Annotated in this window: 25 protein-coding genes and 1 riboswitch; of the genes, 10 read left to right on the forward strand and 15 right to left on the reverse strand. The window is 63.6% G+C overall.

Features of this window, described 5'->3' with window-relative positions:
* Positions 1-9 precede the first annotated feature (9 nt).
* Positions 10-1,167, forward strand: a complete 1,158-nt coding sequence (locus BCA01S_RS21095; RefSeq protein WP_027778616.1) for an acetate/propionate family kinase — start codon at positions 10-12, stop codon at positions 1,165-1,167.
* A gap of 20 nt (positions 1,168-1,187) precedes the next feature.
* On the opposite strand, the gene BCA01S_RS21100 is transcribed toward BCA01S_RS21095, so the two are convergent.
* From BCA01S_RS21100 to BCA01S_RS21110, 3 genes are all read right to left on the reverse strand, one after another.
* The gene (locus BCA01S_RS21100; protein WP_027778617.1) at positions 1,188-1,466 is read right to left on the reverse strand and encodes a BON domain-containing protein; all 279 of its coding nucleotides are present in this window, start codon (positions 1,464-1,466) and stop codon (positions 1,188-1,190) included.
* 64 nt (positions 1,467-1,530) lie between these two features.
* The gene (locus BCA01S_RS21105; RefSeq protein WP_027778618.1) at positions 1,531-2,742 is read right to left on the reverse strand and encodes a D-amino acid dehydrogenase; all 1,212 of its coding nucleotides are present in this window, start codon (positions 2,740-2,742) and stop codon (positions 1,531-1,533) included.
* A 169-nt stretch (positions 2,743-2,911) separates the two neighbouring features.
* A riboswitch (glycine riboswitch) is annotated at positions 2,912-3,004 on the reverse strand.
* Positions 3,005-3,060: 56 nt separating this feature from the next.
* Entirely contained in the window at positions 3,061-3,633 is a 573-nt protein-coding gene (locus BCA01S_RS21110) for a lipocalin family protein (protein ID WP_027778619.1), read from the reverse strand.
* Positions 3,634-3,838: 205 nt separating this feature from the next.
* Here BCA01S_RS21110 and BCA01S_RS21115 point away from each other — a divergent pair, with 205 nt between their 5' ends.
* Positions 3,839-4,540, forward strand: coding sequence for a YceH family protein (locus BCA01S_RS21115; RefSeq protein WP_027778620.1), 702 nt, complete (start codon positions 3,839-3,841; stop codon positions 4,538-4,540).
* A gap of 10 nt (positions 4,541-4,550) precedes the next feature.
* On the opposite strand, the gene BCA01S_RS21120 is transcribed toward BCA01S_RS21115, so the two are convergent.
* Positions 4,551-5,069 carry an SLATT domain-containing protein gene (locus BCA01S_RS21120; RefSeq protein WP_027778621.1) on the reverse strand — a complete coding sequence of 173 codons (519 nt, stop codon included), beginning with the start codon at positions 5,067-5,069 and terminating at the stop codon, positions 4,551-4,553.
* Positions 5,070-5,159: 90 nt separating this feature from the next.
* Positions 5,160-6,425: an acyl-CoA dehydrogenase family protein gene (locus BCA01S_RS21125; protein WP_042319047.1), complete on the reverse strand. Its 1,266-nt coding sequence runs from the start codon at positions 6,423-6,425 to the stop codon at positions 5,160-5,162.
* 360 nt (positions 6,426-6,785) lie between these two features.
* On the opposite strand from BCA01S_RS21125, the gene BCA01S_RS21130 reads away from it, so the two are divergent.
* A complete protein-coding gene (locus BCA01S_RS21130) occupies positions 6,786-7,940 on the forward strand; it encodes a GNAT family N-acetyltransferase (RefSeq protein ID WP_027778623.1) in 1,155 nt (384 codons plus the stop codon).
* Here the strand turns inward: BCA01S_RS21130 and BCA01S_RS38580 are convergent.
* Entirely contained in the window at positions 7,900-8,070 is a 171-nt protein-coding gene (locus BCA01S_RS38580; protein ID WP_167455773.1) for a hypothetical protein, read from the reverse strand. The two genes, BCA01S_RS21130 and BCA01S_RS38580, sit on opposite strands and share 41 nt — an antisense overlap.
* A 251-nt stretch (positions 8,071-8,321) precedes the next feature.
* Here BCA01S_RS38580 and BCA01S_RS21140 point away from each other — a divergent pair, with 251 nt between their 5' ends.
* The gene (locus tag BCA01S_RS21140; RefSeq protein ID WP_027778624.1) at positions 8,322-8,984 is read left to right on the forward strand and encodes a UdgX family uracil-DNA binding protein; all 663 of its coding nucleotides are present in this window, start codon (positions 8,322-8,324) and stop codon (positions 8,982-8,984) included.
* 49 nt (positions 8,985-9,033) lie between these two features.
* Here BCA01S_RS21140 and BCA01S_RS21145 read toward each other — a convergent pair whose 3' ends face one another.
* A complete protein-coding gene (locus tag BCA01S_RS21145; RefSeq protein WP_027778625.1) occupies positions 9,034-9,954 on the reverse strand; it encodes a DUF72 domain-containing protein in 921 nt (306 codons plus the stop codon).
* A gap of 168 nt (positions 9,955-10,122) precedes the next feature.
* On the opposite strand from BCA01S_RS21145, the gene BCA01S_RS21150 reads away from it, so the two are divergent.
* Together BCA01S_RS21150 and BCA01S_RS21155 are read left to right on the forward strand one after the other, a co-directional pair.
* Positions 10,123-10,431, forward strand: coding sequence for a DUF6566 family protein (locus BCA01S_RS21150; protein WP_027778626.1), 309 nt, complete (start codon positions 10,123-10,125; stop codon positions 10,429-10,431).
* Positions 10,431-10,916 (forward strand): hypothetical protein, encoded by a 486-nt coding sequence (locus tag BCA01S_RS21155; RefSeq protein WP_027778627.1) that lies wholly within the window; start codon positions 10,431-10,433, stop codon positions 10,914-10,916. Before BCA01S_RS21150 ends, BCA01S_RS21155 begins: the two co-directional genes overlap by 1 nt.
* A 36-nt stretch (positions 10,917-10,952) precedes the next feature.
* On the opposite strand, the gene nosR is transcribed toward BCA01S_RS21155, so the two are convergent.
* The 5 genes from nosR to BCA01S_RS21180 form a co-directional block, all read right to left on the reverse strand.
* Positions 10,953-12,344, reverse strand: a complete 1,392-nt coding sequence (nosR, locus tag BCA01S_RS21160) for a response regulator c-di-GMP phosphodiesterase, NosR family (protein WP_027778628.1) — start codon at positions 12,342-12,344, stop codon at positions 10,953-10,955.
* Positions 12,345-12,400: 56 nt separating this feature from the next.
* Positions 12,401-13,003, reverse strand: a complete 603-nt coding sequence (locus BCA01S_RS21165; protein ID WP_027778629.1) for a chemotaxis protein CheC — start codon at positions 13,001-13,003, stop codon at positions 12,401-12,403.
* Entirely contained in the window at positions 12,996-13,364 is a 369-nt protein-coding gene (locus tag BCA01S_RS21170; protein WP_027778630.1) for a response regulator, read from the reverse strand. The genes BCA01S_RS21165 and BCA01S_RS21170 overlap by 8 nt, the downstream gene beginning before the upstream one ends.
* A 9-nt stretch (positions 13,365-13,373) precedes the next feature.
* Positions 13,374-14,792 (reverse strand): ATP-binding protein, encoded by a 1,419-nt coding sequence (locus BCA01S_RS21175; protein ID WP_027778631.1) that lies wholly within the window; start codon positions 14,790-14,792, stop codon positions 13,374-13,376.
* A 247-nt stretch (positions 14,793-15,039) separates the two neighbouring features.
* On the reverse strand, positions 15,040-16,614 hold the full coding sequence (locus BCA01S_RS21180; RefSeq protein WP_027778632.1) for an alpha-amylase family glycosyl hydrolase: 1,575 nt from the start codon (positions 16,612-16,614) through the stop codon (positions 15,040-15,042).
* A 48-nt stretch (positions 16,615-16,662) separates the two neighbouring features.
* Between BCA01S_RS21180 and BCA01S_RS21185 the strand changes: the two genes are divergently transcribed.
* The 3 genes from BCA01S_RS21185 to BCA01S_RS21195 all read left to right on the forward strand — a co-directional run bounded on the left by BCA01S_RS21185 (position 16,663) and on the right by BCA01S_RS21195 (position 21,904).
* The gene (locus BCA01S_RS21185; RefSeq protein WP_027778633.1) at positions 16,663-18,327 is read left to right on the forward strand and encodes an alpha-amylase family protein; all 1,665 of its coding nucleotides are present in this window, start codon (positions 16,663-16,665) and stop codon (positions 18,325-18,327) included.
* 38 nt (positions 18,328-18,365) lie between these two features.
* Positions 18,366-19,736 carry a PQQ-dependent sugar dehydrogenase gene (locus BCA01S_RS21190; RefSeq protein ID WP_027778634.1) on the forward strand — a complete coding sequence of 457 codons (1,371 nt, stop codon included), beginning with the start codon at positions 18,366-18,368 and terminating at the stop codon, positions 19,734-19,736.
* Between the two features lie 161 nt (positions 19,737-19,897).
* Positions 19,898-21,904 (forward strand): DNA-binding protein, encoded by a 2,007-nt coding sequence (locus BCA01S_RS21195; protein ID WP_027778635.1) that lies wholly within the window; start codon positions 19,898-19,900, stop codon positions 21,902-21,904.
* A gap of 38 nt (positions 21,905-21,942) precedes the next feature.
* Here the strand turns inward: BCA01S_RS21195 and BCA01S_RS21200 are convergent, their stop codons facing one another.
* From BCA01S_RS21200 to BCA01S_RS21210, 3 genes are all read right to left on the reverse strand, one after another.
* Positions 21,943-22,251 (reverse strand): hypothetical protein, encoded by a 309-nt coding sequence (locus BCA01S_RS21200; RefSeq protein WP_027778636.1) that lies wholly within the window; start codon positions 22,249-22,251, stop codon positions 21,943-21,945.
* Between the two features lie 130 nt (positions 22,252-22,381).
* On the reverse strand, positions 22,382-23,158 hold the full coding sequence (locus tag BCA01S_RS21205; RefSeq protein ID WP_027778637.1) for an endonuclease/exonuclease/phosphatase family protein: 777 nt from the start codon (positions 23,156-23,158) through the stop codon (positions 22,382-22,384).
* A complete protein-coding gene (locus BCA01S_RS21210; protein ID WP_027778638.1) occupies positions 23,155-25,365 on the reverse strand; it encodes a VTT domain-containing protein in 2,211 nt (736 codons plus the stop codon). The genes BCA01S_RS21205 and BCA01S_RS21210 overlap by 4 nt, the downstream gene beginning before the upstream one ends.
* A 691-nt stretch (positions 25,366-26,056) precedes the next feature.
* On the opposite strand from BCA01S_RS21210, the gene BCA01S_RS21215 reads away from it, so the two are divergent.
* A partial coding sequence (locus BCA01S_RS21215; protein ID WP_027778639.1) for a contractile injection system protein, VgrG/Pvc8 family occupies positions 26,057-26,817 on the forward strand: 761 nt, incomplete at its 3' end.

Below are 26,817 nucleotides of genomic sequence, written 5' to 3' on the forward strand. Positions count from 1 at the left end.
AGGCCCGTCATGAATACTCAGGACGGCGCTTCGCCGCATACCATTCTCGTGCTGAACAGCGGATCGTCGTCGCTCAAGTTCGGGCTGTTCGAGCATTCCGGCGACGACGAATCGCTGCTGCTCGAAGGCAGCGCACAAGGCATCGGCCGCCGCGACGGCCGCCTGCGGATCGCGGCTCCCGACGGGCGCGTGCTGGTCCAGGAGGAGCATGTGCTGGAGTCGCAAACCGACGCATTGCAGAAGCTTTCCACCGTGCTCGCCCAGCAACGTCATGAGCAACCCACGGCGGTGGGCCACCGTGTGGTGCACGGCGGCCCGCACTTACGCTCGCATCAGCGGCTGACGCCCGAAGTCCGCCGCCGCTTGCAGGACGCAGTGCACTTCGCGCCTCTGCATATTCCGCCGGCGCTCGATCTGATCGATGAAGCGCAGAAGATTTTCGGCGGCGCGCAGCACTTCGCCTGCTTCGACACCGCTTTTCATGCGACGCTGCCTCCGCGTGCCGCGCAACTCGCGTTACCGCGGCGCTATGCGCAAGCCGGCGTGATTCGCTACGGATTTCACGGGCTGTCGTATGAATCGCTCGTCGCCCAGCTTGGCGCCACGTTGCCGGCGCGGGTGGTGTGCGCGCATCTCGGGAACGGTTCGAGCGTGTGCGCATTGCGCGACGGCCGCTCGGTCGACACGTCGATGGGCATGACGCCGACCGGCGGCGTGCCAATGGGAACCCGTTGCGGCGACCTCGACCCGGGCGTGCTGTTATATCTGATGCGAGTGGAGAAACTAGACGCAAACGGGCTGGAAACGCTGCTGAACCGGCACAGCGGTCTGGCCGGTTACGCCGATGGCGAGAGCGACATGCAGGCGCTCGAACAACGCGCGGCGGCGGGCGAGCCGCATGCGTCACTGGCGCTCGACGCGTTCGCGACCGCGGTGCGCAAAACGATTGGAGGATATGCGGCTCTGCTGGGCGGCATCGATCTGCTGGTGTTTGCCGGCGGCATCGGCGAGCACAGTGTGCAGATGCGAAAACGTATCTGCGAGGGGCTGTCGTTTCTCGGCCTTGATGAAGGCGACGCCTCGGGCAAGGTGAGGGTGCTTCATACCGAAGAAGAGAAGCAGATCGCGAGGCATTGCCGCGCGTTGCTGCGCGCCGATCGTGGTTGAGCGGGTCGGATCGGCTCTGCTCACGGGTGCTTCACGACCAGTCGATCGCATACGCCTGCGACGCCGAACAGGCGCGTCACGTCTTCGAGCGCCGCGATTCGCTGCGCGTCGTGTTCGAGTTCGCCGTTGAGCACGATGCGCCCGTCGCGCACTTCCACCGTGACCGTACGTTCAGGAACGGCGGCGTCCCATGCGAGCCGCCGTGTCGCCTCTTCGCCAATCTGCTCGTCGCTCAGACGCGCGCCGCCCGCGCCGTCGGCGACGGCGCTGTCCGGATTGGGAAAGCCCGAATGAGCCATGGTTTTCAAGGTCAAGACGCGGATTGCACAACACTAGCAGATGCCGCGTCTTCGTGGCGGCAGGCTACTCAATCGCGCGCGCCACCGCCTGTGCCGTTGCGGCCGACAGCGTCCAGCCGAGGTGGCCGTGCCCCGTGTTATAGAACACGCCGCGCCGTTTTCCGCGGCCGACCTTGGGCAGCATGCTCGGCAGCATCGGCCGCAAGCCAGCCCACGGAACGACACGCGCGGTCGATACCTCGGGGAAATGCCGCCGCGTCCAGTCTACTAGCGGAGCAATCCGGGCGGAGCGGATATCGCGATTGAAGCCGTTGATCTCCGCCGTGCCCGCGACGCGAAAACGGTCGGCGCCGAGCCGGCTCGTCACGATCTTCGCGCTGTCATCGAGCAGGCTGACCCACGGCGCACGCTGCCTGCTCGTTGCATCGTCGAGACAAACGGTGATCGAATAGCCTTTGACCGGATACACGTTCACGTGGTCGCCGAGCATCGCCGCAAAATCACGGCTTTTCACGCCCGCGCACACGACGATCCGCTCGAACCCGAAGCGCTGCGTCTCGCCTTCGAGGTGGGCTGTGAGCGAGAAGCGACCTTCGGCGGGTTGCTCGATCGACATGATTTCCGCATCGTAGTGAAACTGCACGCCGTGGCGCACGCATGCATCGGCGAGACCGCGCGTGAACTTGTGGATGTCGCCCGTCGAATCGGACGGCGTGAAAAAGCCGCCGTAAAAATCGCCGTGCAGCGTGGGCTCGATGCGCTGCACTTCGCTCGCCGTCACCGCGCTGCGCTCGAGTCCGCCTTCGCGCAGCAGGTCATTCACCTTGGACGCCGCGTCGAACTCCTTGCGCGTCTTGTAGACGTGCAGAATGCCGCGCCGTTCGAGATCGAAGTCGATGCCTTCCTGCTCGGCGATCGAAAACAGATGCTCGCGCGCGGCGATGGCAAGCCGCACCGTTTCGACGGTATTAGAGCGGTAGTGGGGAATCTGCCGCAGGAATTCGCCCATCCACGAATACTTGTGCCACGTCGGCACAGGATTGAGCAGGAGCGGCGCGTCGCGCGTGAACATCCAGCGCAGGCCTTTCAGAACAGTGGCCATGCTGTTCCACACTTCTGCATTGCTGGCCGACAGCTGGCCTCCGTTGGCGAACGAGGTTTCCATCGCCGCATAGCGGTGACGTTCGAACACGGTGACGTGGTGGCCGCATTGGGCGAGGGCGTGCGCGGTCGTGACGCCGGTAATGCCGGCGCCGATAATGGCGATTCGTGACATGACATGGTCCAGAGTAGTTGAGCATCACCGGGTTCGATTTCGTGCGAAACCGGTGCCGATGCCCCATCTGTCCATGTACCTGAGAGTTTCTTCCCGGCGCTGCGCGAAAGCGCTGTATGTGCGCGGGAATCCCCTTCGGTGGGCGCGCGCGGCGCCGCTCTCCAGATGTTCCTGCTGCGCGGTCCTTCTGCCTGAGAGTTTCCGGGGCGGTTGCTCCGTCGGCGTCGCCCTGACTTCGGACGATCTCTCCCGCGCTGCTTTGCAGAACGCCACGACGATACCGGGCAAAATTTCTTCCGGCAAGTGTTTTCTGGCGCGCTAGCCGTGCTGCGTGACGCGCAACATCGACGTGTCGTAGCCAAGCGCACGCACGCGCTCGATCAACCCGTCTTTTACGCTCGCGGCCGGTTTCGATTCACGCGTCAGAATCCACAGGTAGCGCCCGCTCGGTTCGCCGACGATCGACCAGCTGTAGTCGTCGGCGTGATCCAGCACCCAGTAATTGCCGACGAAGAACGGGCCGAAGAACGACACCTTCAGCTTCGCGTTGTTCGATCCGGCTACCACCTTGGCTCGTCCCTTGGAGGCGTCGAGCGGGCCTTCAACGCCACCCTTGTGGCAACTGTTGGTCACGTCGATCAGGCCGTCTTCACGCGCGGCGTAGTCGGCGGTCACCGCCTCGCAGCCTTTTTCGAAGCGGTTTTCATAGCGCGCCAGTTCGTACCAGCGGCCCAGATAGCGCCCGAGGTCGACCGGCTTGGCGGGCTCTGGCACGCTCGCGTTGCCGCTCTTGCCGCCTGGACTTAGCGCACAGGCGCCGAGCAGGCACACGGCGCCCACCGCGAGGGAGATGGCGCTCACGCGCAGGACCGACTGTGAACGCATTGGCATTGAAACACTCCGTGTCGGGAAAGACGATGAGAAAGCAGACCTCGTGCCCAGCGCCGGCTCACGCGCCGCGGTCCGTTGTGGCGATTCATGCGCTGTCAGGGCTCGGGCCGTTTATCATAGTGCCCACCAGGAGAAAAGTGCCGCCTCGCAGCGCGATGGTAAGGCGTGTTATCCACGACCACACCGGCACATGCCGCTACATCAAATGAACTCGACTCCCGACGCTCCGTCCCGTCCTGCCATCCGCGCATTGACCTTGCTCGAAGGGCGCGTGCTTGGCGTGCTCGTCGAAAAACAGCACACGGTGCCCGACAGCTATCCGCTCTCGCTCAATGCGCTGACATTGGGCTGCAATCAGAAGACCGGCCGCTCGCCGGTCATGAACGCGACTGAGGCCGAAGTGCTGACGGCGCTCGACGGTCTGAAACGGCTAAGCCTCGTGATGGAAGGCAGTAGCAGCCGTGTGCCGCGCTTCGAGCACAACATGAATCGCGTGCTCGGTCTGCCGAGCCAGTCCGCGGCGTTGCTGACCACATTGTTGCTTCGCGGCCCGCAGACGGCGGCGGAATTGCGTCTGAACAGCGCGCGCTTGCATGGCTTTGCCGATATCTCGTCGGTCGAGGCGTTTCTCGACGAACTCGCCGCGAACGATCCGCCGCGCGTCGTCAAACTGCCTCGCACGCCGGGCGAGCGCGAAAATAGATGGATGCATCTGCTATGCGGCGAAGTGAACCTGAGCGAGTTCGCGCAGTCGGGCGGCGGCGAGGACGAAACCGTGCCGCTGTCCACATTCGAAGCGGTGAAGGCCGAGCAGAAACGGCTTGCCGATCAGGTCAACCGCCTTCAGGGAGTGGTACGGCGCATGGCAGCCGAACTAGGTATCGACGCGGACGATCTCGATGCTTGACGCCGGCCGCTCAGGTTTCGGTGCCGCGCCGCGGATCCGCTGATAAGGCTCGCTGAGTACGGTAGAAGTTGCGCGGCGGTACATTGGGCGAGTCTTGTGCAAGCCGGTCGAGTTCGTCGCGAATCGCGGTCAGATAGTGGCCGTCGCGCGCATCGGCGTCGCCCGAAAAAACCGATTCGAGCCGCCGCCGCACCGCGCCATAACGCGCGCCTGCGGCGCGATGTTTTTCTGCACGCTCCGCATAACGCATATACGTCTGCAGCGCCGACGACACCGCGGCGATCACGCTTACGAGGCCGACCAGAATCCTGATCTCCAGCGAAACCGCGCTCGTGTTCAGCGATGCAAACACCGCCGTGCCCACGAACGCTGCCAACACGGTAACGAGCCAGCCGACCCGACGGTCGCGTGCGGACAACAGATCGGCCATGTCGTAGTGGCTCATTTGCGATTCGCGCGCTCGCCGGATCCATTTCAGCAACAGTTGCTGTTCATCGACTGGCGGCTCATAGGCTGGCAGGTTCTTCATGGGGCTCGTCAGGGCAGTTGCGTGCCGCGCGCCGCGCGCATGCACTGACGCTACTGTGCCACATGAGAGCGCGGCCTGGCGCGCTGCCGGTCATGCGGCCACGGCTGCCGGCCGGGCAACCGCAAAGCGCTCGTTGTGCGCGTTGCCATTCAGGTAGAAGTCGCCGATGGCGGCCTCGCGAATGATCGCCGGGTTGTGCGACGCGAGCACTCGCGCATTGCGCCAGTAGCGGTCGAAGCGCCGCGTTTCACTGGTCGCGGATGCGCCGCCCACTTCGAATAGCAGCGTGGCCGCCTGCAAGGTCTGCTCGATCGCGATCTGCTGCGCCTGAAAGGTCTGAATGTCGAGGCGAATGTAGGTGTCTTCGGTTGTGCGTCCTTCCTGTCGCGCGACCAATACTTCGTCGATGGCCCGCGCGAGCGACGCACTAACGCTTTGCGTCGAATAGGCGAGACTCGCAAGCCGACCGACCACGCGATGCACGAGCGGATTGTCGCGTGGACTTGATTCACCTGGGATACCGAAGGTTCTCGTCTTGCCCTGCGTAAAGGCCACTGCATCGCGCAGCGCGGCACGGCTGATGCCAGCCAGATTCGCGACGTGCAGGGCCTGGTAGTACGAGGTGAGCACACTGTTGCGGCGCGGCGCCGACGCGTCGTAGCGCCGGTACACGTTCTCTCGCGTGACAGGCACATGATTGAAGCGCGCAGTGCCGCTGCCCGTCAGGCGCTGGCCAAAACCGTCCCAGTCGTCGATACGCTCGAGGCCAGGCGTGTCGGCGGCGACCAGCACGCGCACGTCGCTTTGTCCGTCGTGCGCGGTTACGTCCACCCAATCCGCGTACAGCGTGCCCGTGGTGTAGTACTTCTCTCCGTCGAGATGCCACGCGCCGGCGGATTGCGTCAGCCGCACGCTGTTGTTCGTGATGGCCGTGCGCTCGGCCACCGCACCGCCGATTATCTGCCCTTGCGCGACGCGGGTGAGCCAGCGGTCGCGTAGCGCATCGTCGCCATATTCCAGCAGCGATTCGATGAAGCCGCCGTGCACGCGCAAAATTTGCGGAAGGTTCGAGTCGGCTTCGCCAAGGCGCGTGACGAGCGCAAGGAATTCGCTCAGCGACACGCCTTCGCCGCCATATTGTTTCGGCACGCGCAGCTTCGTATAGCCGGCTTCGCGTAGCCACTCCACGGGTTCGTAGGCTAGCTCGCGATGGCGTTCGCGATGCACCGCGCCTTGCGCGATGCGTGCGAAGACAGGCGCGAAACGGCGGGTGAGCGCGTTGTCGTCGAAAAGCTGGGCGGCGTCGGCAATGCCGGCCGCAGAGGCCGGGTCGGCATGCGATGTGGGCGCGGACATGGATTCTCCGTAGTGAGGCGCGCTATGCGCAATCAGTGAACGGTACGGCATGACACGGGCTGCGAGCAACGAAGCATTTGGCCGATTCTTAGCAGCGGGAAAGAAATGGCTCGGGCGCATCCTTGCTGCATGGCCCGTATGGTCCTGATGGTCCGTATAGTCCCTATGCTCGCGACGCACTCACGACCCGCGCAGCGTGCGGCCCCGCACACACGCTGTGAGGCGTGCGGTGCATGCTCGCAATACAGCCATAACCGCCATACGCGCTTGAACCCGGGCGGCCGCTTGCGCCTGCTCCGCCGATCGCTGAGCAACACGGGTGCAAAAGCGCCAACCGTATCCGGCACTCTGTGAGACCGCATGAACGAGACAACGCATCGTACGCGGCGCTACGACATCATCACCGACGAAGCGCAATTCCGCGCGCTACAGCCAGAATGGGACGCGCTGTGGACGCGTGCGCAAGGCTACTACTATCAATCGTTCAGTTACTGCTGGCTCGCATGGCAGCATGTGTCGAAGCCGCACGGACGCATGCTCAAATGCATCGTCTGTCGCGAAGACGGGCAGCTCGCAATGATCTGGCCGCTAGAAACAGTCAAGCGTGCGTTATGGACGTACCTCGTGCCGCTCGGACCCGAGGGCGGCGACTACACGAGCGTGCTGGTTGCGGACGACGCATCGGCCCCAGCGTTGATTGAAGGCGCATGGAACATGGCGCGCCGCCGCTGTGGCGCGGACTTCATTCACATGCCGTATGTTCGCGAGACGCTCGATCTTCACACGCTCGTGTCGCGCGAACGCCGGGTGCTGTTCTGCGAGCCTCACCAGGCGTCCGCAGCGCGATTGCGCGGGCAGGGCACGTGGGACGAGTATTGCCGATCGCTTGGCACGCTATTCGGCAAACGGTCTGGCGGCTTCGTCAAGCGTTTATCGAAAGAAGGCACTGTGGCCGTGCGCATCGTCGATCCGGCCGACGAGGGCGAGACCGCGTCGATCATCGAATGGATGTTCAACTGCAAGCGCAGCTGGAGCGACCGCGTCGGCAAACGCAGCGTGTGGCTCGACTCGCCGGAGTTCGAGCGCTTTCTAGGCAAGCTGATTTATTCGCCCGACGTGCCTTCGATGGCGCGCCTGATCGTCGTCACGTTGAACGAGGCACCGGTGGCGGGCATTATCGTGAGTCTCGGCAATCCGTGGGCAAGCGCGATTTTTGCCGGCTACGATCCCTACTACGGCAAATGCTGTCCCGGTCTGATCGCCGTCGAAGAATGCGTGAAGTGGGCGTTCAACAACGGCTTCGATCTCGACTTCGGCGTCGGCGCGGAGCGCTTCAAGGCCTATTGGGCGCGCGGCGAAGCGTCGACGGCATGGACCACGCAGATCGTCAACTCGAACTGGGGATGGCTGGCGATTCGAGCGCGCAGGTTCGCCCGCGCACTCGCGGCCCGCGCGAGCGGGCCGGCTCGAACCGCTACGACCGGTCCCGATTCCGCGCTCGCGTCGCGCCGGTGATCACGGCGATGCCGAACAGAATCACGGCCACGATCGCAATAACATGCTGCGCGACATGCAGCGCCGTCAATCCCCACGCGACGCCGCCAATGAAAATGATCCATCCGACGAGGTAGATAAGCAGAGTCATCGTTTCTCCTTGTAATTTTCGGCCGATGGCGACGGTCGTCTGCGTTGCAGAATTTACCGTGCGCGCCGATGAGCCGCTGGCATCGCCCCGAGACGGCGGGCGGGCGTACAGAAACGCTACCGCCGCCGGGCACTCAGCGGGACTAACTCCAAGCACATTGCGCGCCTGCCCCGGCCCGTTGCGCGACCTTGACCGGAATGCGGTTTGCTTCGCCACGGTGTTAGCAGCACAAAAGCGCGATGCAACGAACCATGGTGACGACTAAGCGAACAACCCGACGCACGCCGGCAGCGGAGGACGAGACATCGGCACAGCCCGAAGTCGACCCCGACCAGCAACCGGCGACGCTCGATGACTGCCGCCGCTGTCCGCTTTGGGCCAACGCCACGCAAGGCGTGCCCGGCGCCGGCCCGCGCCACGCGCCGATCATGATGGTTGGCGAACAGCCCGGCGATAAGGAAGATTTGCAAGGCTTGCCCTTCGTCGGACCGGCCGGAGCATTACTCGACGACGCGCTCGTGGAGGCCGGCGTCGGCAGGAAAGAAGTCTATGTCACCAATGCGGTCAAGCATTTCAAGTGGACGCCGCGCGGCAAGCGCCGCATGCACAAAACGCCGGCGCAACGCGAAGTGGATGCATGCCGTTACTGGCTCGATCGGGAACTGGAGAGCGTGGGCGCTCATGTGATTGTCGCGTTGGGTGCGACCGCATTGAGGGCCGTGCTCGAAGATCCCAAATCGCGCTTGCAGGATGCGATCGGTAAGGTGATCGAACATGGCGGGCGTATGGTGATCGCAACGTATCACCCGTCGTTTGCACTGCGTGCGCCCGATCCCGAGACGCGACATCGCGCCTATGCGGCGATTGTGGCCGCGCTACAGGACGCGAGGAAACTCTCGCAACGAGACAAGTAGACGCGCGCCGACATTGTGTGGCCGCACCGTGTCGCCCTGACGCCGCCCGTCACGCGGCCTCCATACCGTCACCCTGGTGCGCGTGCAGGCCCAGGCGCTCCATCAACCGTTGCGCGTCGAAGGGCGCATTCGTCTTTGCGTCGTTGTCGAAGTAGCAGTACACGTCGCGTGTCGCCGCGCGTGGCGGCTGCAGGTCCGGTGCGGCGAGACGGGCATCGGCGGGCTGAGTGCCGCGGCTCCACGACTCGATTCTCCGCGCCCACCGTTCGAGCGATGCATCCGAGTATTCGCCGGAATATTTGGTTTCCGTGCCATGCAGCCGAATATAGACGAAACCCGCGCTCAGGTCCTCGAACTGCGGCCATGCTTCGGTCGAATCCGACACGACGAGCGCGACCTTATGACGGCGAAGCAGCTTGATGAACGCAGGGTCGACGAAGCTCTCATGACGCACTTCCACCGCATGACGCAGTTTGCGCTTGCGGTCGATTTCCAGATACGGTCTCTTGACTCGCTGATCGTGCTGCTGCGCGAGCGACAGCGCCGCTTCGGTGTCGCGAGGCAACAGCGTCAGGAAACGTTCCATGTGCCGCGGGTCGAAACGCAACGAGGGCGGAAATTGCCACAGTATCGGCCCGAGTTTGTCTTTCAGCGCGAGCAGCCCTTGGGCGAAAAAATTCGCACACGCGACGTTTGCCGTGTCGTCGCGAAACCGCAGAAGATGAGTCAGATAGCGCGCGCCTTTCACGCTGAAAACAAAACCCGGCGGGGTTTCGTCGTACCAGTGCTGCCAACTGTCGAGCGACTGCAGGCTGTAGTGCGTGCCATTGATCTCGATTGTCTGCATCAGTGCCGACGCGTACTGCAATTCGGTGGCCTGTTTAAGTCCCTCAGGATAGAAGGTGCCGCGCCATCCTTTGTAGCGCCAGCCGGAAATGCCTATGAGAACCTCGCCTGTGGTGCTTTTCACGTTAATGCTCGAATGGTCTCGGGTCTGGACTTGGGTCTAATGACAGTACGGGCGAGCAATGGCCGTGCCATGGCGCGGCACATGCGTTGCTGCGTAGGCATGCTGAGCAGCGCACCTGGCGACACCGCATAGCCCGAACAAATCTGGCACATACATTCGGAGGCACGCATGGAAGGCACCGGTTCCCGCAGCACGGATATCGAGACGCAAAGCGACGGCACCCTGCGCGTGACGCATCGCGGCGTGCAGGTCGTTGTCAGTGCGAAACAGAACGATCGCGGCGCATGGGTCGCGCAAATCGGCGCGTCCGTCGACGGAAAGCCGTTTGCGTTACCTGATGTCGAACCGGTTACGCCGGAATGGACGACCCATGCCGAGGCACTGCGCGACGGGATTGAGCGCGGCTGTTACCTCGTTGAGCGAAGCAGCGCTGGTCGCGGCCTTGAAGACTCCGCGCACGGATCGGGAGAAAGCTGATGAACCGCCTTGCCAATCTCGTATGCCGCGCGACGGTGTCGGGCACCGCGGCGGGCAGCGCCGCCGCCGTCACGGCAGCCGCACGGGCCACCAGTGACGGCAGCACACCGTACGCGCCGCTGAACGCGGTCAGTCATTGCTTGTGGCCGCGCCGCGCGTTCACCGAAACCGGCTTGAGTGCGCGATTTACGCTTACGGGTCTAACGATTCATCAGGCGGCGGCTATCTTCTGGGGCGTGCTGTTCGAAGGACTGCTCGATCGCTGGCAATGCCACGTCAATCGCAGACCTCGCATCGCGGAAGTTGCCGCTACTGCTGCGACCACGGCGGCCATTGCCTATGCCGTCGACTACCACGCGGTGCCGAGCCGGCTCACGCCCGGATTCGAAGCGCATCTGTCGAAACGCTCGATGTTTTACGTGTACGCCGCGCTCGCTGCGGGCTTTGCAGCTGCCGCGCTGTGCCGGGGAACTCGCGACGAGTGACTTGATATTCGCTGCACTGCACGGCGGGGCGCAAGTTCACGCGGCTTGCGCCTTGCGTGCATCGGTCGCGCGTTCGACGAGAATCACGAAAGGCTCGCCCTCGTGTATTTCAAAGCGCCGGATTTGCGCGACCTGCTCGGCGGAAAGTACTTTGCCTTTTGTCATCAGCAGCGTGCCGCGCGACGTGCGCAGATCGTCGGCAAGTTTCATCCCTTCTTTCAGATTCGAGGCATCCACGCGGTCGGGCACGCCTTCGGGCGTCAATTCGGCATGCTGTGTCAGCAACCCGATGTACTTTTCCGCAATCGCAGGGTCGTAGCGAATGCCCGTCTGCGCGCGCACCGTAGAAATGATCTGCGCGTCGTTCATCTTTTGCGGCGCAATGACGCCGATGCGCAAATCTTCGGCATCGCGCGCCAACGCAAGCACACGCGCGCCTAACGGGATCAATCCGCCGACGAGGCCATCGGGCGTACCGCGTCCATCGTAACGCTCGTACTGGTGGCGGATCATGGTTTGCACCGCGCTCAGTTGCGAAACGGGCGTGAGCGCCATCTGGCCATGCAGCGGATGAAGCTGGTACAGCTTCGCTTCCTGCGGTTGCAGCTTCGCGATCGGCGTTTTCAGCAACGCGTCGGGCAAAAATAGCTTGCCGATGCCGTGCAGCAACCCCGCCATGAGCAGTTCGTTGCACGCGTAGTCGCTCAGGCCGAGCGCGGCGCCGATCTGCCTCGCGGTCTCCCCGATTCGTGCCGAATGGCCGGGCAGGCCGCAGCGCATTTCGACCATGTTCGCGCAGACCTTCACCATCGTCAGGAAGTTGCTTTTCAGATCGTGCTCGGCGCCTTCGAGAAACATCACTGTCTGGCGGATCTCTTCAGTGCGCGCGTGGACCTCGCGTTCGAGTTCCATGTTGAACGACGACAGCTTTTGGTTCTGCTCCCGCAACAGCGCCGTTAGCCGCTCGGCCTTGCGTTGCAACGCGAGTTGTTCCAGCGCGCGCTGAACCGTGAGCAGCAGGTCCTGGTCGTCCCAGGGCTTGCGCAGATAGTGATAGACATGACCTTCATTGACAGCGCGCACGACCGCCTCGACTTCTGAATAGCCGGTAAGCAGGATGCGGATCGTATCTGGCGCAACGGCTCGTGAGCGCGACAGGAATTCGGCGCCGTCCATGTTCGGCATGCGCATGTCGGAGATGATGACGTCGACATGCGCGGCTTCGAGCAGGGTAAGCGCTTCCGCGCCGCTGTTGGCGCTGAGCACCTCGTATTTGAGCGGCCGCAGCAAGCGTTTGAGTGACGAAATCACGCCGGGCTCGTCGTCCACCAGCAGCAACGTGGGGACGGGCGAGGTGCCGGCATTGAGAGCTTGAATGCTCGGATCGACGGGGTTCGCCGAATTGCCGGTTGCCTGTAGGTCAGACATGGTCATCCTCATCGATTGTTGTCGCGTCGCAGCGCGCGTTGCATCATTAGGCCGAACTACAGCGCTTCGAGAAAGTGGTCGAGCGCTTCCATCATTCCGCGAATGGCCGCATCCGGCAGCAGCAGCACCATGCGCGCGCCGAAGCCGCCTTCCTCCATCGTGAAGTGAATCTCCAGCAACAGCGCCATCTGCCACCGGCCGCCAGGCACCAGTCCGCCTTGCTTGTTCCCGGAAGGTGGCAACAACGTGGGCTGCGAGAAGCAGATATGCCACCCCAACTGCTCGAAAACGCTTCGCACACATGCGCCGACCAGCAGGTTGGTGATGTCGCACAGCACTTCGACCTGGGTGTCCGGATCGCCGGCGTCATGTCCCATCAGTTGTCGCAGTTCGCGCTGACCGTCTTTGCCGACGAGCACGATCGCTTCGCCGGATATATCGGACTGGAACGCCTGGCGCACGGGCGGCAATTCGCCGTCGCCCTGCGGGCTCAACAGGACGCGCAACTGGTCGACGCCGACGAGCCGGATATCAGGTACGGCAAGCGTAACGAACGCGCCGAGCAGTTTTGCCAGCGCAGCGGCGGCCTTGCCCATGCCGACGTTGCAGATTTCCTGCAACGCGTCGCGCTGGTCTTCGTTCAGAGTCTGTTCATTCATGGAGACCGTACTCCGCGAGAATCGGCCGGATCGCCTCGGGCGATACCGGCTTGGCAACAAAGCCGATCGCGCCGAGCGCCTTTGCGCGCTCGACAGCGCCGGACTGCACGTCTGCCGACACCACGATCACGAAAGTGTCGAGTCCTTCGTGCTGGATCGCTTCGAGCACCTGAAAGCCGTTCATTACCGGCATGGTCAGATCGAGAAACATCACCGCGGCCTTGCCGGCGCGATAAAGCTCCAGTGCGGCCGCTCCATCGGATGCCTGAGTAATTTCGATGTCCCAGCCCTCGGGCAGCGAGCGGATCAATAGCTTGCGGGCGAGCGTCGAATCGTCGACAACGAGCACGGGCAATGGCATGGATTCACCTCACGTGGCTGCCGGTAACTGCGCTGTCAGCGCGATTTGATCTACCGCATCGGTTTGCGCAAGCGCCTCGGGATTGGCGGCTTCTTCGCGCAAGGCGCCATCGACCGGCAGCGTGACGCGAAAGGTCGTGCCCTGGCCCACGGTGCTGGCCACTGAAATCGTGCCGCGATGCGCGTTGACGATTCCGTAGGTCACCGACAAACCGAGGCCGGTCCCCTGACCAACGGGCTTCGTCGTAAAGAACGGGTCGAAGATACGTTTCAGGTGCTTGGGCGGAATCCCGCATCCCGCGTCGGCGACTTCGAACCACACGCGTGACGCATCGGCCGGATCGACGCCGGTGCGTACCGTGATCGTGCCGAGCGGCGCGCCGTGCTGCTCGTGATTGCTGCCGTAGGCCTGCGCGGCGTTCACCACGAGATTGAGCACCACCTGGCTGATCTGCGAGGGGATACAGTGCACGAGTGGAATCTGCGCATAGTCGCGGACGAGATGCGCGCAGTACTTCACTTCGTTATGGACGATGTTCAGCGTCGACTCGATACAGCGGTGAATGTCGGCGCGTTCCCACACGTGCGTGCTGTCGATGCGCGAGAAGTCGCGCAGATCGACCACGATAGTGCGCACGCGTGCGAGTCCTTCTCTCGACTCCTGTACGAGCGTCGGCGCATCGCCGAGCAGATATTCGAGGTCCGCCTGTTCCGCGAGTGCGTGCATGTCGTTCTTCAGTGCGGGCGCGGTCTCGCTTACCATGCGCTCGATGTCCGCTGCATAGCGGATCAGCGTCCTCACATAACCGTCGAGCGTGTTCAGATTCGACAGCACGAAGCCGACCGGATTGTTGATCTCATGCGCGACGCCCGCCGCAAGTTGACCAATCGCGGCGAGTTTTTCCGATTGCAGCAATTGCTGATGCGCGTGCTCCAGTTCCTCGTTGAGCGAGGTGAGCTGTTCGTTGCGCACGGTCAATTCGGCGAGTGCGCTGGTGACCGCTTTCTCGCGATCCTGAAGCTCGCCGTATGCGATGCAGACATCGGTCGTATCGACGATCGCGACGCCGACCGCGACCACCTCGCCGTGCTCATCCTCGATTGGAATGAAGCTGCAGTTCTGGCGCATCGCGTCGATCGTGCCGGTGATCGGGCGCGAGTGCTCGAAGCGGAACAGATACGGCCGATGCTCCCACGACGAATAAGCGGGCGTGCCCAATACGAACACGCCTTCGATCTTTCTTTGAAGCCATTGCCGCGGCAATTCCGGGAAAGTGTCGAGCAGATTTTCGCCGACCACGGACTGCGCTGAATGTCCGCTGTGCGATTGCATGAAGCGATTCCATGTGAGGATGCGCAACTCGCGGTCGACCGAGAAAACACCGCAATTGACCCGCTCGACAATGGCTTCCGACAGATTCGTTTTCACCGAGAAGGCCCGTGAATAACAACGCCGGCAACGTGTGATCGCGGGGCCTTCAAGCGCTCATGCTCCGAGGACCGGCGTCGCTGCCATGAGTGAATTAACGGAGCGTACGGCGCCGGGACTAAGCGGTATTTACCCTGAGTCAAAGCGCATGGCGGGCGGTGCAGGGCAGCAGCGCGGGCATGGATGAAGGCTTAACGATGCTTTAGCCTGCATCGAAAGAGGGCGCGCGGGTGAGTCGACGCGAAGCTCAGATAGCGGCGATGATCGCTTCTGCACCGGCGAGACGATAGCCGCTTTCAGGAAGTGCCTGCCCCTCGCGGCCCGCGAGCGTGGATAACAGCACCATGCCCCGGCGCGGCTGCATCACCGCGTCCGCTGCACCCATATTCAGCGCGATAAATAACCGCTGACCGCGATAGTGCCGCTCAAAAGTGAGCACATCGCCCGAGACGGCGACGTTTTCAATCGCGCCCTGTACGAGCGCCGCATTGCTGCGCCGCAACCTGAGCAGCCGGCGATAGAGCGACAGCATGCTCGATGGGTCGCCGTCCTGCGCGCGCACGCTGGTGTCCGTCGAGATCGGTAACCATGACCTGCCGTTTGTAAAACCGGCACCCGGCAGCGCGGCATCCCACTGCATCGGCGTGCGCTCCGGATCGCGTCCCTGGCCGATACCGGGCTGCCGGATCTCGGCCGGGTCCTGCACCTCATCGGGCGGAATCTCGCCGTCTGTCATGCCGATTTCATCGCCGTAGTAAAGCGTCGGCGTGCCGCGCAGCGTCAGGAGCAGTACAGCCGCCACGCGTGCCTGTGCCGCTCCTACGCGCGACGCCACGCGCGGATTGTCGTGGTTGCCCAGCACCCAGTTGGGCCAGGCATGTTCGGGCAATGCGCTGTCGTAATCGCGGATCATGCGTGCGATTTCGGCCGCATTCCACGCCGCATTCAGCAACTGGAAGTTGAACGGCATGTCCGCGCCATCGCCGTTCGCGCCGTAGTACCTGACGAGTTGTGGAACGGGCAGATAGATTTCACCGATCAAGACGCGCTCTCCGTATTCGTCGAGCGTCGCGCGCATGGAACGCACGATCTCATGCACTTCGGGTTGGTCCTCGGTGTAGGTCTGCAATTGCCGATGATGCTCCGGCTGGCCCGGCTCATACGCGGGATCTGGCGGGTTGTCGCGAAACTGCGAGTCTTTGATCAGCAGCCACAGTACGTCGACGCGAAAACCGTCCACGCCGCGATCCAGCCAGAACCGCAACACGTCGTCCATTGCCCGGCGCACCTGCGGGTTGCGCCAGTTCAGATCCGGCTGCTCGCGCAGAAACGCGTGGTAGTAGTACTGGCCGGTGCGCTCGTCCCACTCCCACGCGGAGCCGCCCATGCGGCTCAGCCAGTTGTTCGGGGGGCCGCCGCCGGGCGCGGGATCGCGCCACAAATACCAGTCGCGCTTAGGGTGCTCGCGTGACGAGCGGCTTTCCTCGAACCATGGGTGCCGCTCCGACGAATGGTTCGGCACGAAGTCGAGCAGCACCTTCAGGCCCAGTTCGTGAGCCCGGTCCACGAATTGCTTGAAGTCGCCGAGGGTGCCGAACATCGGGTCGATATCGCAGTAGTCAGCGACGTCGTAGCCGAAGTCGGCCATGGGCGACGGGTAGATCGGCGAAAGCCAGACTGCATCGGCGCCCAGCCCGGCGAGATACGGAAGACGCGAAGTGATGCCGGCGAGATCGCCGATGCCGTCGCCGTTGCTGTCCTGAAACGAGCGCGGATAGATCTGGTAGATCACCCCGCGTTTCCACCATGCCAGTTCCGACATTGCAATTCCCCTTAACGATCGATTGTTTTGGTGCCACGCAAAGACCGCATGCTCAACGATCTCTGGTACAAGAACGCCATCGTCTATTGCCTTTCGGTGGGCACATTCATGGACGCGAACGGCGACGGCGTCGGCGACTTCAAGGGCCTTCTGCGCCGGCTCGACTACCTGCAAGGGCTCGGTGTCACGACGATCTGGCTGATGCCTTTCCAGCCTTCGCCGGGCCGCGACAATGGCTACGACATCTCCGACTATTACAACGTCGATCCGAAGTACGGCACGCTCGGCGACTTTTCCGAGTTCACACATGCGTGCCGCGAACGCGGCTTGCGCGTGATGATCGATCTCGTGGTCAATCACACGTCCGATCAGCACCCCTGGTTCCGGGAAGCACGCAGCGATCCCGATTCGCAGTATCGCGACTGGTATGTCTGGTCCGACAGGCAGCCGCCGAATGCGAAAGACGGCGTGGTGTTTCCGGGCGTGCAGAAATCGACGTGGACTTTCGACAAGCAGGCGAAGCGCTGGTATTTCCATCGCTTCTACGAATTCCAGCCCGACCTGAACACCGCGAATCCGTATGTGCGAGCCGAATTGCTGAAGATCATGGGCTTCTGGATTCAGCTTGGCGTGTCGGGATTCCGCATGGACGCCGTGCCCTTCGTCATCGCCACGAAAGGCCCGAAGGTGCGCGAGCCCGTCGAGCAATATGACATGTTGCGCGAGTTTCGCGAGTTCCTGCAATGGCGTCAGGGCGACGCGATCATTCTCGCGGAAGCCAACGTGCTCCCCGATACCGATCTGGAGTATTTCGGCGACGAAGGCGAACGCCTGCAGATGATGTTCAACTTCCAGCTCAATCAGAACACGTTCTATGCGCTTGCAACTGGTGACACCGCACCGTTGAAAAAGGCGCTCACGGCGACCAGACCGCGCCCGGCGACCGCGCAGTGGGGCGTGTTCCTGCGCAATCACGACGAACTCGATCTCGGCCGCCTCACGCCCGAACAACGCGAGGCCGTGTTTGCGGCGTTCGCGCCCGAGCCCGACATGCAACTGTACGAGCGCGGCATCCGCCGCAGGCTCGCGCCGATGCTCGCCGGCGACAGGCGCCGGCTCGAGCTTGCCTACAGCCTGATGCTCACCTTGCCCGGCACGCCCGTTTTCCGTTACGGCGACGAAATCGGCATGGGCGACGACTTGCGGCTACCCGAGCGCGAATGCGCGCGCACGGCAATGCAATGGTCGACGGAACCGCAAGGCGGCTTCACCAAGCATGCGAAGCCGCCTTGCCGCGTGATAACCGGCGGCGCTTACGGCTTCGAGCGTGTGAATGTGGCGAGCCAGCGGCGCGATCCCAACTCGTTTCTGAACTGGATGGAACGCATGATTCGCATGCGCCGCGAGGTGCCGGAAATCAGTTGGGGCGACTTCGACGTGCTGCGCACGTCGCGAAGCGACGTACTTGCGCTTCGCTTCGACTGGCGCAACAACTCGGTTCTGTGCCTGCACAACTTCGGCGCCGAGGCCTGCACGGTGAAATTCCGCTCCGGCTGCAACGAGCCGGGTCAGAACCGGCTCATCAACCTTCTCTCCGACGACCACAGCGAAGAGCAGGACGACGGCCGGCACGCGGTCGTACTCGAACCGTATGGCTACCGATGGTATCGGGTCGGCGGGCTCGATTATCTGTTGAGGCGCAGTGAGATCTAGACACAGTTACGGAGTCCGCAACATGCAAGGCGAATGCAATGAATAACCACGACGCCGGATATAGCCAAGCGCGCCTGAGCAGGTCTGCCGGGTTGCTCGCATTGAGTCTCTCGATGACTCTCACTTTAAGTCTCGCGGCGTGCGCGTCCGGTGCGGTCGATATCGGCGACACCGGGCTGGGCCCGCATCCGCCACTGCCCGCGCCGCAAACGTCGCTGTTGCCGACGGTGAACATCGCGCCCGTTCAGGCGCGCGACAGCCAAAGCGTCCCCGTTGCGCCGCAAGGCTTCAAGGTGACGGCGTTCGCGAGCGGGCTCGACCATCCGCGCTGGGTGTATCCGCTGCCGAACGGCGATCTGCTGGTCGCCGAGAGCAATGCACCGGCTCAGCACGATGAGGATCAGGGAATTGTCGGCTGGATCCGCAAACAGGTGATGAAGCAGGTGATGAAGCGCGCGGGCGCGGGCGTGCCGAGCCCCGACCGGATCGTGCTGCTGCACGGCCAGGGCGACAGCGCACAAAGCCGCTACGTGTTCCTGTCGGGGCTTCACTCGCCTTTCGGCATGGCGCTCGTCGGCGACTACCTTTACGTCGCCGATACCGACGCGCTGCTGCGCTTTCCGTACCACGCCGGCGACACGCACATCACTGCGGCGCCCGAGAAGGTAGCCGACCTGCCGGCGGGGCCGATCAACCATCATTGGACCAAGAATGTCGTGGCGAGCCGCGACGGACAGCGCCTCTATGTTACGGTCGGCTCGAACAGCAACGCCGCGGAGAACGGCATTCAGGCCGAAGAGGGCCGGGCGCTCATCCTCGAATTGACGCTTGCGAGCGGGCGCTCGCGCGTGTTCGCGTCGGGTCTTCGCAATCCGAACGGGATGGACTGGCAACCTGATAGCGGCGCATTGTGGGCCGCGGTCAACGAGCGCGACGAGCTGGGCGACGACCTCGTGCCCGACTACATGACCGCGGTGAAAGACGGCGGCTTCTACGGATTTCCCTATAGCTACTATGGGCAACATGTCGATACGCGCGTGAAGGAGCAGCGCCCCGACAAGGTGGCGAGCGCGCTCACGCCGGACTATGCGCTCGGCAACCACACCGCGTCGCTCGGATTGGCGTTCTATACCGGCAGGAGTTTTCCACGGCAATACTGGGGCGGTGCATTTGTCGGACAGCATGGGTCATGGAACCGCAAGCAGCATAGCGGCTATAAGGTTATTTTCGTGCCGTTCGCGGACGGGCGGCCGGCAGGGATGCCGGAGACTTTTCTCAGCGGCTTTCTGAGCTCGGACGGGCATGCGTTTGGGCGGCCGGTTGGTGTGGCTGTTGACAAGGCGGGCGCGTTGTATGTCGCCGACGACGTGGGTAACGTCGTCTGGAAAGTCGTTTATAGCGGCAACTGACGATGAACCGCGAGTGCAATACGGCGGCGCCGCGTTCGGTGAGTGGGCCGCCTCCAAGCGTCCCGCCGTAGCCTGCCGGATTTGCCCGGTAAAATACCGCCCACTACCGACGGCGCGGAAGGCCTGATCTCCGCCTGCTTACTTTGAATTTCGAGGCGTTCATGTCCATGGAAACAGACACCGTCACCGATGAACGGGTGGCTCACATTGCAGACCGCATGGTTGGCGAAGGCAAGAAAGTTTCCGCGCTGGCGGTCTGGACAGAGGTGCGCAGCGGCTCGATCGTCGCCGTGTCCGCGGCGCTCGAGCGTTGGCGTGCGGCGCGGCAACCCGCGCCGGAGGCTGCGCCTGTCGCGACCGGCTTGCCGGAAGACGTTGCCCAAACCATGCTGAACGCCGCGGGCAATATATGGGCGAGCGCCCGCGAGGAAGCTGAGCGCATCGTCAATCAGCGGCTTGCCGTGGCAAGCGAGCACGCCGGTGCGATTGCCGCGGAGCGTGACGAGGCGCTAGTCGAATATCAGAACAAGCTGGCCGAAGCCGAGCTGGCGCGCGAGCGCGTCGCGACGCTCACGAACGCGCTGAGCATTTCGGAAGACGCGGTGAATCGCCTCGCGACCGAACTGTCGGCGTTACGGGACCGGGCGAAAGCCGCTGAAGAGCGCGTCGCCGAGCTCGAGGACCGCACCGCGGAGGCGGAAGCGCGCGTGGCCCAGACCGAGGAGCGCGAAGCGGCGGCCGAGGCGCGCGTCGCAGAGGCCGAGCAGCGTGCGGCAGCTGCGGAGGAGCGGGTTGCAGAGGCCGAAGAGCGGGCTTCGACTGCAGAGGCGCGTGTTGCACAGGCAGACGAACTGGTCGCCACGGCAGAGACGCGTGTCGCGCAAGCCGAAGAGCGCGCAACGACCGCGCAAGCGCGCGTGGCAGAAGCAGAAGAACGCGCATTGGCGGCGCAAGCGGGCATCGCGCAGGCCGACGAACGCGCCTCGGCAGCAGAGGCGCGCATTGCAGAGGCAGAGGAGCGTGCAGCCGGTGCGGCGGCGCGAGCCGCAGAAGCCGAAGAGCGTGCGTCGACAGCGCAAGCGCGCATTGCCCACGCTGAAGAAAGCGCCGAGGAACACGCTTCGGCGGCGCAAGCACGCATTGCAGAGGCTGAAGAACGCGCGTCGGCAGCACAAGCCAAGCTGCAAGCCGTCGAAACATCCCTGAACGAAGAACGTCAGGCGCGCGAAGCGTTGAGCAACGCTACCGTCGCCAAGGACGAGGAGATCGCGCGTCTTATCGAAGAGCGCGATGCCGCGCGCCACGAGGCGGCCACGCTTGGTGAAGCCGGTCAGACACACGCGCGCGAAGTGCAGAAATGGGCGGACGAATCTAGCGCGGCGTCGTCGCGTGCCCAGGACGCCGCGTTACAGGCGAGCGAAAGCCTCGCGCAGCTTGCGGCGTTGCAGACCGAACTGGATCAGGCCCGCGCCGAGCTGGCGGCACACCGCGAGGCGAGCTCGGTTCACGCCGACGAAGCAGCCGCCCAGCGCGCCGAGGTCGAACGCGTGCGGCAGGAACTCGATGCCGCCCGCGAACAGCTCGTCGCCATGAGCGAAGCCAATGCGACCGCGACGGCGGAGACTAGCCGGCTCGCAGAGCAGGCATCGGCGGCGGCGAGCCGCGCAGAGACGGCGGAACAGCGTGCCGCAGATCTCGAGCGCCAGCTTGCCGAACTCGAAACAGCACATGCGCAGCGACTGGAACAGGCCCAGCAACATTCCCTGTCGCCGGATAGCCCGTCGCCTGTTTCCGAATCGAAGGAAGCGGTAATGGCCGACGAAATCGCGTCGCTACGCCGTCAGATGTCCACTCAGGCGAAGGCGCACGAGAAGGCGTACAGCGAACTTCGTACGCTGGCCGAGCAGTGGGTCGCACATGCAAAGGAACTCAAGCAGCGGCTCAGCGCGACGAATCAGAAGGTGACCTTCCTGGACGCGCGCAGCGCGGCGGAAGTCGCGCTTCTACGACGGCTGTCGTCCGAGCTTGAACGCCTCAAACCGGATCACGATCTGGTGTCGCGCGACGCGCAGCAAAAGCTCGTCAGCGCGGCGCTCGCCGAGCGCCTCGAACAGAAGGGCTATCGGTACGATCCGGCGACCGCGGTCATATCGAAGATCGAAGCCTGACGCGTCGGCGCGTCAGCGCGTCAGGCAGCGCCGCGTGCTTATAACGGCTTGGGCGGCGAGCCGTCGTCGTCGATGCTGTGACTGGCCTCGCCCGGCAGCGAGGTCGTGTCGCGCAGTTGCGTCTCTTCTGCATTTTTTTGCACGACCTTGTCGGCATCGGCTTCGTCGATTGCGTTGAGCCGATTGCCGCCCGGCGTGCGCGGCGTGCCCGGCGCCGGCGTCGGGACCGCTCGTGGCTGAGCCGGCCCCGGCCCCGACAACCCCTCTTGCGAAGGCGTGGACGGCGAGGGCGGCGTGGCGGGGTCGCTGTTCGAAGAAGAGGAAGAAGCGTCTTGATCGTCGGTCATGGGTTCATCTCCTTGGCTGGGGTCGTCACGAACGGCGCACGAACGACATTTGCGTGCAATGCCTATCGCAGACACAGCACGCGCCGTTCCATCAGGCCTCGCCTGCAACCGTTGCGAACGGCGGACCGGCTCAGCGCAGCACGCGCGCGACGAGCGGCAGATGATCCGACGCGATTCGCGCGGGCTTGCTCCGATGCACCTCGATATCGACGAGACGCGCGGCCGGATGCACCCACACGCGGTCCAGTGCAAAAGTCGGAAAGCGCGAAGGAAACGTGCGCGGCGCGGCCACCCGGCCGAAGCGCGTGAGAAGCGCGCGCAGCGGCCATCCCCAAACGAACCATTCATTCAGATCCCCGAGCAGGATGACGGGGAGATCCGGCGTATCGAACGCTTCCAGCAGCAGCCGCACCTGCGCGCGGCGTTCGCGCGCCGACAGGCCCAGATGTGTCGCGACAATGCGCATCACGCCATGGCCGGTTTCTATATCGACGTCGAGCGCGCCGCGCGCTTCGCGGCTGCCAAACGACAGGTCCAGCGTGCGCACGGCTCGTACCGGGAGATTCGTCAGCACCGCGTTGCCGAAGCGCCGGTCGGGACCGTCGAGCGTCGGCCCTGGCACCGCGTGCATGCCGGTCAGATCCTGCAATTCGCGCAGCACGTCGATGCTCGCCGCGCCGCCGAGCGGCACTTCCTGCAACGCGACCACATCGGCCTTCAGAGCCGTAATCACTTGCGCGATCCGGGCCGCCGAGCGTTTGCCGTCCGTGCCCACGGCTCCGTGAATGTTGTACGTGGCGATGCGCAGCGGCTCGCCCGCATCGCTCGAATGTGCGGGCATCGTTCGCATACGCGGCGCCGGCTGCGCTTCGTCGAGCGTCACTGTATCGTTCGCGCGGCCGCTCATTGGCGCCTCATCAGCACGCGCCGCAGGACAAGCGACATCGAGACGAGTGCGACGCCGATCGCGGCGACCAGCAGCAAAGAAAGCGGCGTCGGATGCGTGAGCGCTGTGACTAGTTGACGGGCGAACGAAGTCGCGAGCACCACGCCTGGCGCCATGCCGATCGCAGTGCCCGCCATGAAGTCCCAAAAGCGGATATGCGATGCGCCCGCCGCGAGATTGACGATTGAAAAGGGCGCCACCGGCACGAGCCGCAACAGGATCATTGCGACCAGCCCTTTGCTGCGCAGCCGTTCGCTGAGCTGATTCAGGCGTTCGCCAGCCAGTTCGCGCACTGCGTCGCGACCGAGCCAGGCGCCCGCAGCCCAGCCCGCCGCCGCGGCGATCAGCGTTCCGGCGAGCGCGTAGGCGGCCCCGGCTATCGCGCCGAACACCAGCCCGGTTACGGCGATCAGCAAGGTGACCGGCACCGACAGCAGAGCGGCCACTGCGTACATCGCGACTACCGCAATTGGACCGAAATGCGTTGCGGCGAGCCGTTGTGCGTCGGCGGTCAGCTTGGCGAAGCTCAACTCATGACCGAACGGCGTGAAGCGCCACGCAATGGTCAGCGCGACGACGCCGAGCGCGAGCGCGCCGAGCACCAGCAGCTTCGCAATAACGGGACGACGCGTGGGCTCGGGCAGGAATTGCGCGAGGAGTTCATTGGCCTCGATCGGCGCTTCGGGATCGAGAACGTGAACGCGATCGGCAATGTCGCGCAACTCGGGCGGCACCTCCGGCGTCAACGGTACAAGCGTGCGCGCCGAGTGTCCTTTCAGGCTTGCGATGGCCGCGTTGAGACGCCCATGGCGCGCGAGCGCCCGCTCCACGTCTGTCTCGCTCGAATCGAGATGTTCGGCGAGCAGCCGGTTGCGAATGCGCGCAATCGCTGCTTGCCTGAGCGGATTGTCCCGGGCGTCGATCACGATGCAGCACTCGGAGTCGAGCACCATCGACCGATTGTTCAGATTGGCACTGCCGATCACCAGCAAACGGTCGTCGGCGATCATGATCTTGCTGTGCACGTTGATGAACCGACCGTTCGGGGCATCGACGGCCGGCGCATACATGGCATATCGGCCGTTGCTGTCCGCGGCCTCAAGCAGCTTGTGCAGACGCGCCCGCAGAACGCCCATTGTCGCTTCCTGGAGCCAGCCGCTTTGCCGGTAAGGGCAGACAACCGCAAGGTCGGGGCCGTTTTCTTCCGCGATGCGTTTTTGCAGCGCCGAGCCGACCGAATTCGCCGTGAAATACTGATTCTCGACATAAATATTGCGGCGCGCGGCGGCCACGGTAGACAGATGCAACGCCTTCACCTGCTGGATCGCTGGCCTGCCGTCGTATGCGGGCTCGGTGAGCGAAATGCCCAGGTCGATATCGGCGAAATCGGGTTCGATGCCCGACGGCCACAAATCGGTCCGCGGCGGCGGCTTTCCGTTGAACGGCCGGCCGGCCTTGTCGCTGCGGCGCGAGCGGCGCCAGCGTTCGCGGGCCAGATGCGCGATGGCGGCGGCAGCGGGGCCGTCGAACATCAGTTGCGCGTCGTGCATCGGCTCGTAGCTCGTCTTGCCGAGATTCTTGCGCAGCGGATCGTCCGGCCGATGCTCGGGCGTGTCCCAACGCGAACCGGTGAGGTCGATGCCGCCGGTAAACGCGAGGCTGTCGTCGATCACGACGATTTTCTGATGATGCGACGCACCCAGCGGATGACGTCCGTCCAGCCGGAACCAAAGGCGCCGATGCGCGTGCCACGCGGGCTTGTAGGATGGCAGCCATTCGCGCTCGAATGCGTACAGCATCGCGAAATCCCAGCCGAGCAGATAGATGCGCAACTGCGGATTCGCGTCGAGCACGGCGCACAGGAACTCGGAGAGCCTGGGGGGAAAGCCGTCGTCGGCGCCGCCGGGGACGAGTTCGATGCGGCTGTCGATATCCCATCCCAGGATAAAAATGGAATGACGTGCGCGCGGAATCATCTCGCGCAACACCGCGTAGTAGGAGGCGGCGTCGATCAGCACGCTCGCGCGGTGCGCCTTCAGAATCCATTCGCAGGTCGAGCGGGTGTCCATCACCTCGCCGTTCGGAACGGCGGGCGGCGCGTCGGCGGTGTCCCGCGACGGCGACGGCGCATCCAGCAGATCGGATTCTATCGGGTCAGGTTCACTCATGGTGGTCCGTGCGACTGTCAGTGGGTATATGCGGATGCAAGTGGCATTCCATGGCGCGGCCGGCGCTGCTGTCAGCCGTTTTCGCGTGTCAGCCGGGACGCGGCTTGTAGTTGCGCTTTGTAAGGTTTGAAATTTTGGCGGCGGTGGGCGCTGTTTTTTCAGTCGCAAGGCTTTCGGCTTTTTGCGCTGGAGTCGCGTGCGATGTCTCGCGGGTCGTCGTGTAGCGGTGGTTGATGTCGCTCAGTCTCGCGTGGCGTCAGATTTTCAGACGATGCTGCGGCGAATTTTCTGAATTTGCAGGGGTGGTTTGCTTCAGCGTGCGGATTGGACGGGATCTGTTCTAGAGTAATTCGGCCGCTGATAGGTGAGCGGCTGCGTTAACGCGTCGTTTTTAGTGGGGGAGCATTTGGATTGATGTTGCCTTCTGCTGGTTGCTGCTAACCGGTAAAGGCCGGGATCGATTCAAACATGCAAAGGCGAGCCCTCACTGGAAAAAGGGGGGCGCGGAGATATTTCGTAGGATTCCAAAACGTCCGGACAGCCAGCGGCATATGAAACATAACTTTTAGAGGGGGCTAACAATGTCGTGGCTTTTCCAGCCGCGTACGTCGGACACGACCGGCGATGCGCAGACGCAATCGGCGGGCAAGCCGCTTCCCACGGTTCCCCGACCCGCTGAAGCGAGGCAAGCATGACCCGGTGGACGACGCAAACGCGCACCCTCACGTTCAGCGGTGCCGCGCTTCCCGAAATCGTCGGCGTCGATTACCGCAGCCGGCAACGCATCGAAACCCGTGAGCCGATGCTGACGGTCCGCAGTCTCCGAGGACGCGAGGCGGTGGGCGAGCTGTTCGAATACATCGTAGAAACCGAGGTCGAAAACCCGGACTTCCTGCAGGACCCGGCGAGTGCCGCGCAGCTCGACCTCGCGAAGATCGTCGGTACATCGGGCACCGTCGCGATCCAGGTTGCGGGCATCGGCACTTTCCGCGCCGCCGCGACAGGCGATGCCGGGCGCGTGAACGTCGGTGCCGATATCCGCCATATCAATGGCGAAATCGTTTCAGCGCGCATCCGGTGCGTTCAGGACCGCGCGGCAGTTTTCGAATTCGTGCTGCGCCCGTTCGTGTGGCGCGCGACGCTGAACTGCGATTCGCGCATCTTCCACGGTACCGTCATCGAGGTGCTTGAACAGGTGCTGCAGCCCTATGAGGGCACCGTCGAGTGGCGCATTGGCGGAATGTGGCCCGGCAGGGGCAAGGCTTATCCGGCGCGCGACATGATCCGGCAGGCGTGGGAATCGGACTGGCAATTTGTCTCCCGTTTAATGGAGGAGTTCGGACTTTTCTACTGGTGGGAACACCGGAACAACTTTCATTCGCTCGTCATCTCCGACCTGCTGGGTGGTTTCCGTCCACATGGACTGGCCTATGAAACGCTTCGCTATCACAC

The sequence above is a fragment of the Paraburkholderia caledonica NBRC 102488 genome (assembly GCF_000685095.1).
GTDB lineage: Bacteria > Pseudomonadota > Gammaproteobacteria > Burkholderiales > Burkholderiaceae > Paraburkholderia > Paraburkholderia caledonica.

Coding starts and splice junctions, on each gene's coding strand:
- BCA01S_RS21100 (WP_027778617.1), bottom strand. CDS start 1,466: ATGGCTCATTCGGGCTTTCCCAATCCGGACAGCGCCGTCGCCGACGGC.
- BCA01S_RS21195 (WP_027778635.1), top strand. CDS start 19,898: ATGTCCATGGAAACAGACACCGTCACCGATGAACGGGTGGCTCACATT.
- BCA01S_RS21130 (WP_027778623.1), top strand. CDS start 6,786: ATGAACGAGACAACGCATCGTACGCGGCGCTACGACATCATCACCGAC.
- BCA01S_RS21150 (WP_027778626.1), top strand. CDS start 10,123: ATGGAAGGCACCGGTTCCCGCAGCACGGATATCGAGACGCAAAGCGAC.
- BCA01S_RS21140 (WP_027778624.1), top strand. CDS start 8,322: ATGGTGACGACTAAGCGAACAACCCGACGCACGCCGGCAGCGGAGGAC.
- BCA01S_RS21115 (WP_027778620.1), top strand. CDS start 3,839: ATGAACTCGACTCCCGACGCTCCGTCCCGTCCTGCCATCCGCGCATTG.
- BCA01S_RS21170 (WP_027778630.1), bottom strand. CDS start 13,364: ATGCCATTGCCCGTGCTCGTTGTCGACGATTCGACGCTCGCCCGCAAG.
- BCA01S_RS21200 (WP_027778636.1), bottom strand. CDS start 22,251: ATGACCGACGATCAAGACGCTTCTTCCTCTTCTTCGAACAGCGACCCC.
- BCA01S_RS21105 (WP_027778618.1), bottom strand. CDS start 2,742: ATGTCACGAATCGCCATTATCGGCGCCGGCATTACCGGCGTCACGACC.
- BCA01S_RS21120 (WP_027778621.1), bottom strand. CDS start 5,069: ATGAAGAACCTGCCAGCCTATGAGCCGCCAGTCGATGAACAGCAACTG.
- BCA01S_RS21210 (WP_027778638.1), bottom strand. CDS start 25,365: ATGAGTGAACCTGACCCGATAGAATCCGATCTGCTGGATGCGCCGTCG.
- BCA01S_RS21165 (WP_027778629.1), bottom strand. CDS start 13,003: ATGAATGAACAGACTCTGAACGAAGACCAGCGCGACGCGTTGCAGGAA.
- BCA01S_RS21155 (WP_027778627.1), top strand. CDS start 10,431: ATGAACCGCCTTGCCAATCTCGTATGCCGCGCGACGGTGTCGGGCACC.
- BCA01S_RS21125 (WP_042319047.1), bottom strand. CDS start 6,425: ATGTCCGCGCCCACATCGCATGCCGACCCGGCCTCTGCGGCCGGCATT.
- BCA01S_RS21110 (WP_027778619.1), bottom strand. CDS start 3,633: ATGCCAATGCGTTCACAGTCGGTCCTGCGCGTGAGCGCCATCTCCCTC.
- nosR (WP_027778628.1), bottom strand. CDS start 12,344: ATGTCTGACCTACAGGCAACCGGCAATTCGGCGAACCCCGTCGATCCG.
- BCA01S_RS21205 (WP_027778637.1), bottom strand. CDS start 23,158: ATGAGCGGCCGCGCGAACGATACAGTGACGCTCGACGAAGCGCAGCCG.
- BCA01S_RS21185 (WP_027778633.1), top strand. CDS start 16,663: ATGCTCAACGATCTCTGGTACAAGAACGCCATCGTCTATTGCCTTTCG.
- BCA01S_RS21190 (WP_027778634.1), top strand. CDS start 18,366: ATGAATAACCACGACGCCGGATATAGCCAAGCGCGCCTGAGCAGGTCT.
- BCA01S_RS21180 (WP_027778632.1), bottom strand. CDS start 16,614: ATGTCGGAACTGGCATGGTGGAAACGCGGGGTGATCTACCAGATCTAT.
- BCA01S_RS21095 (WP_027778616.1), top strand. CDS start 10: ATGAATACTCAGGACGGCGCTTCGCCGCATACCATTCTCGTGCTGAAC.
- BCA01S_RS38580 (WP_167455773.1), bottom strand. CDS start 8,070: ATGACTCTGCTTATCTACCTCGTCGGATGGATCATTTTCATTGGCGGC.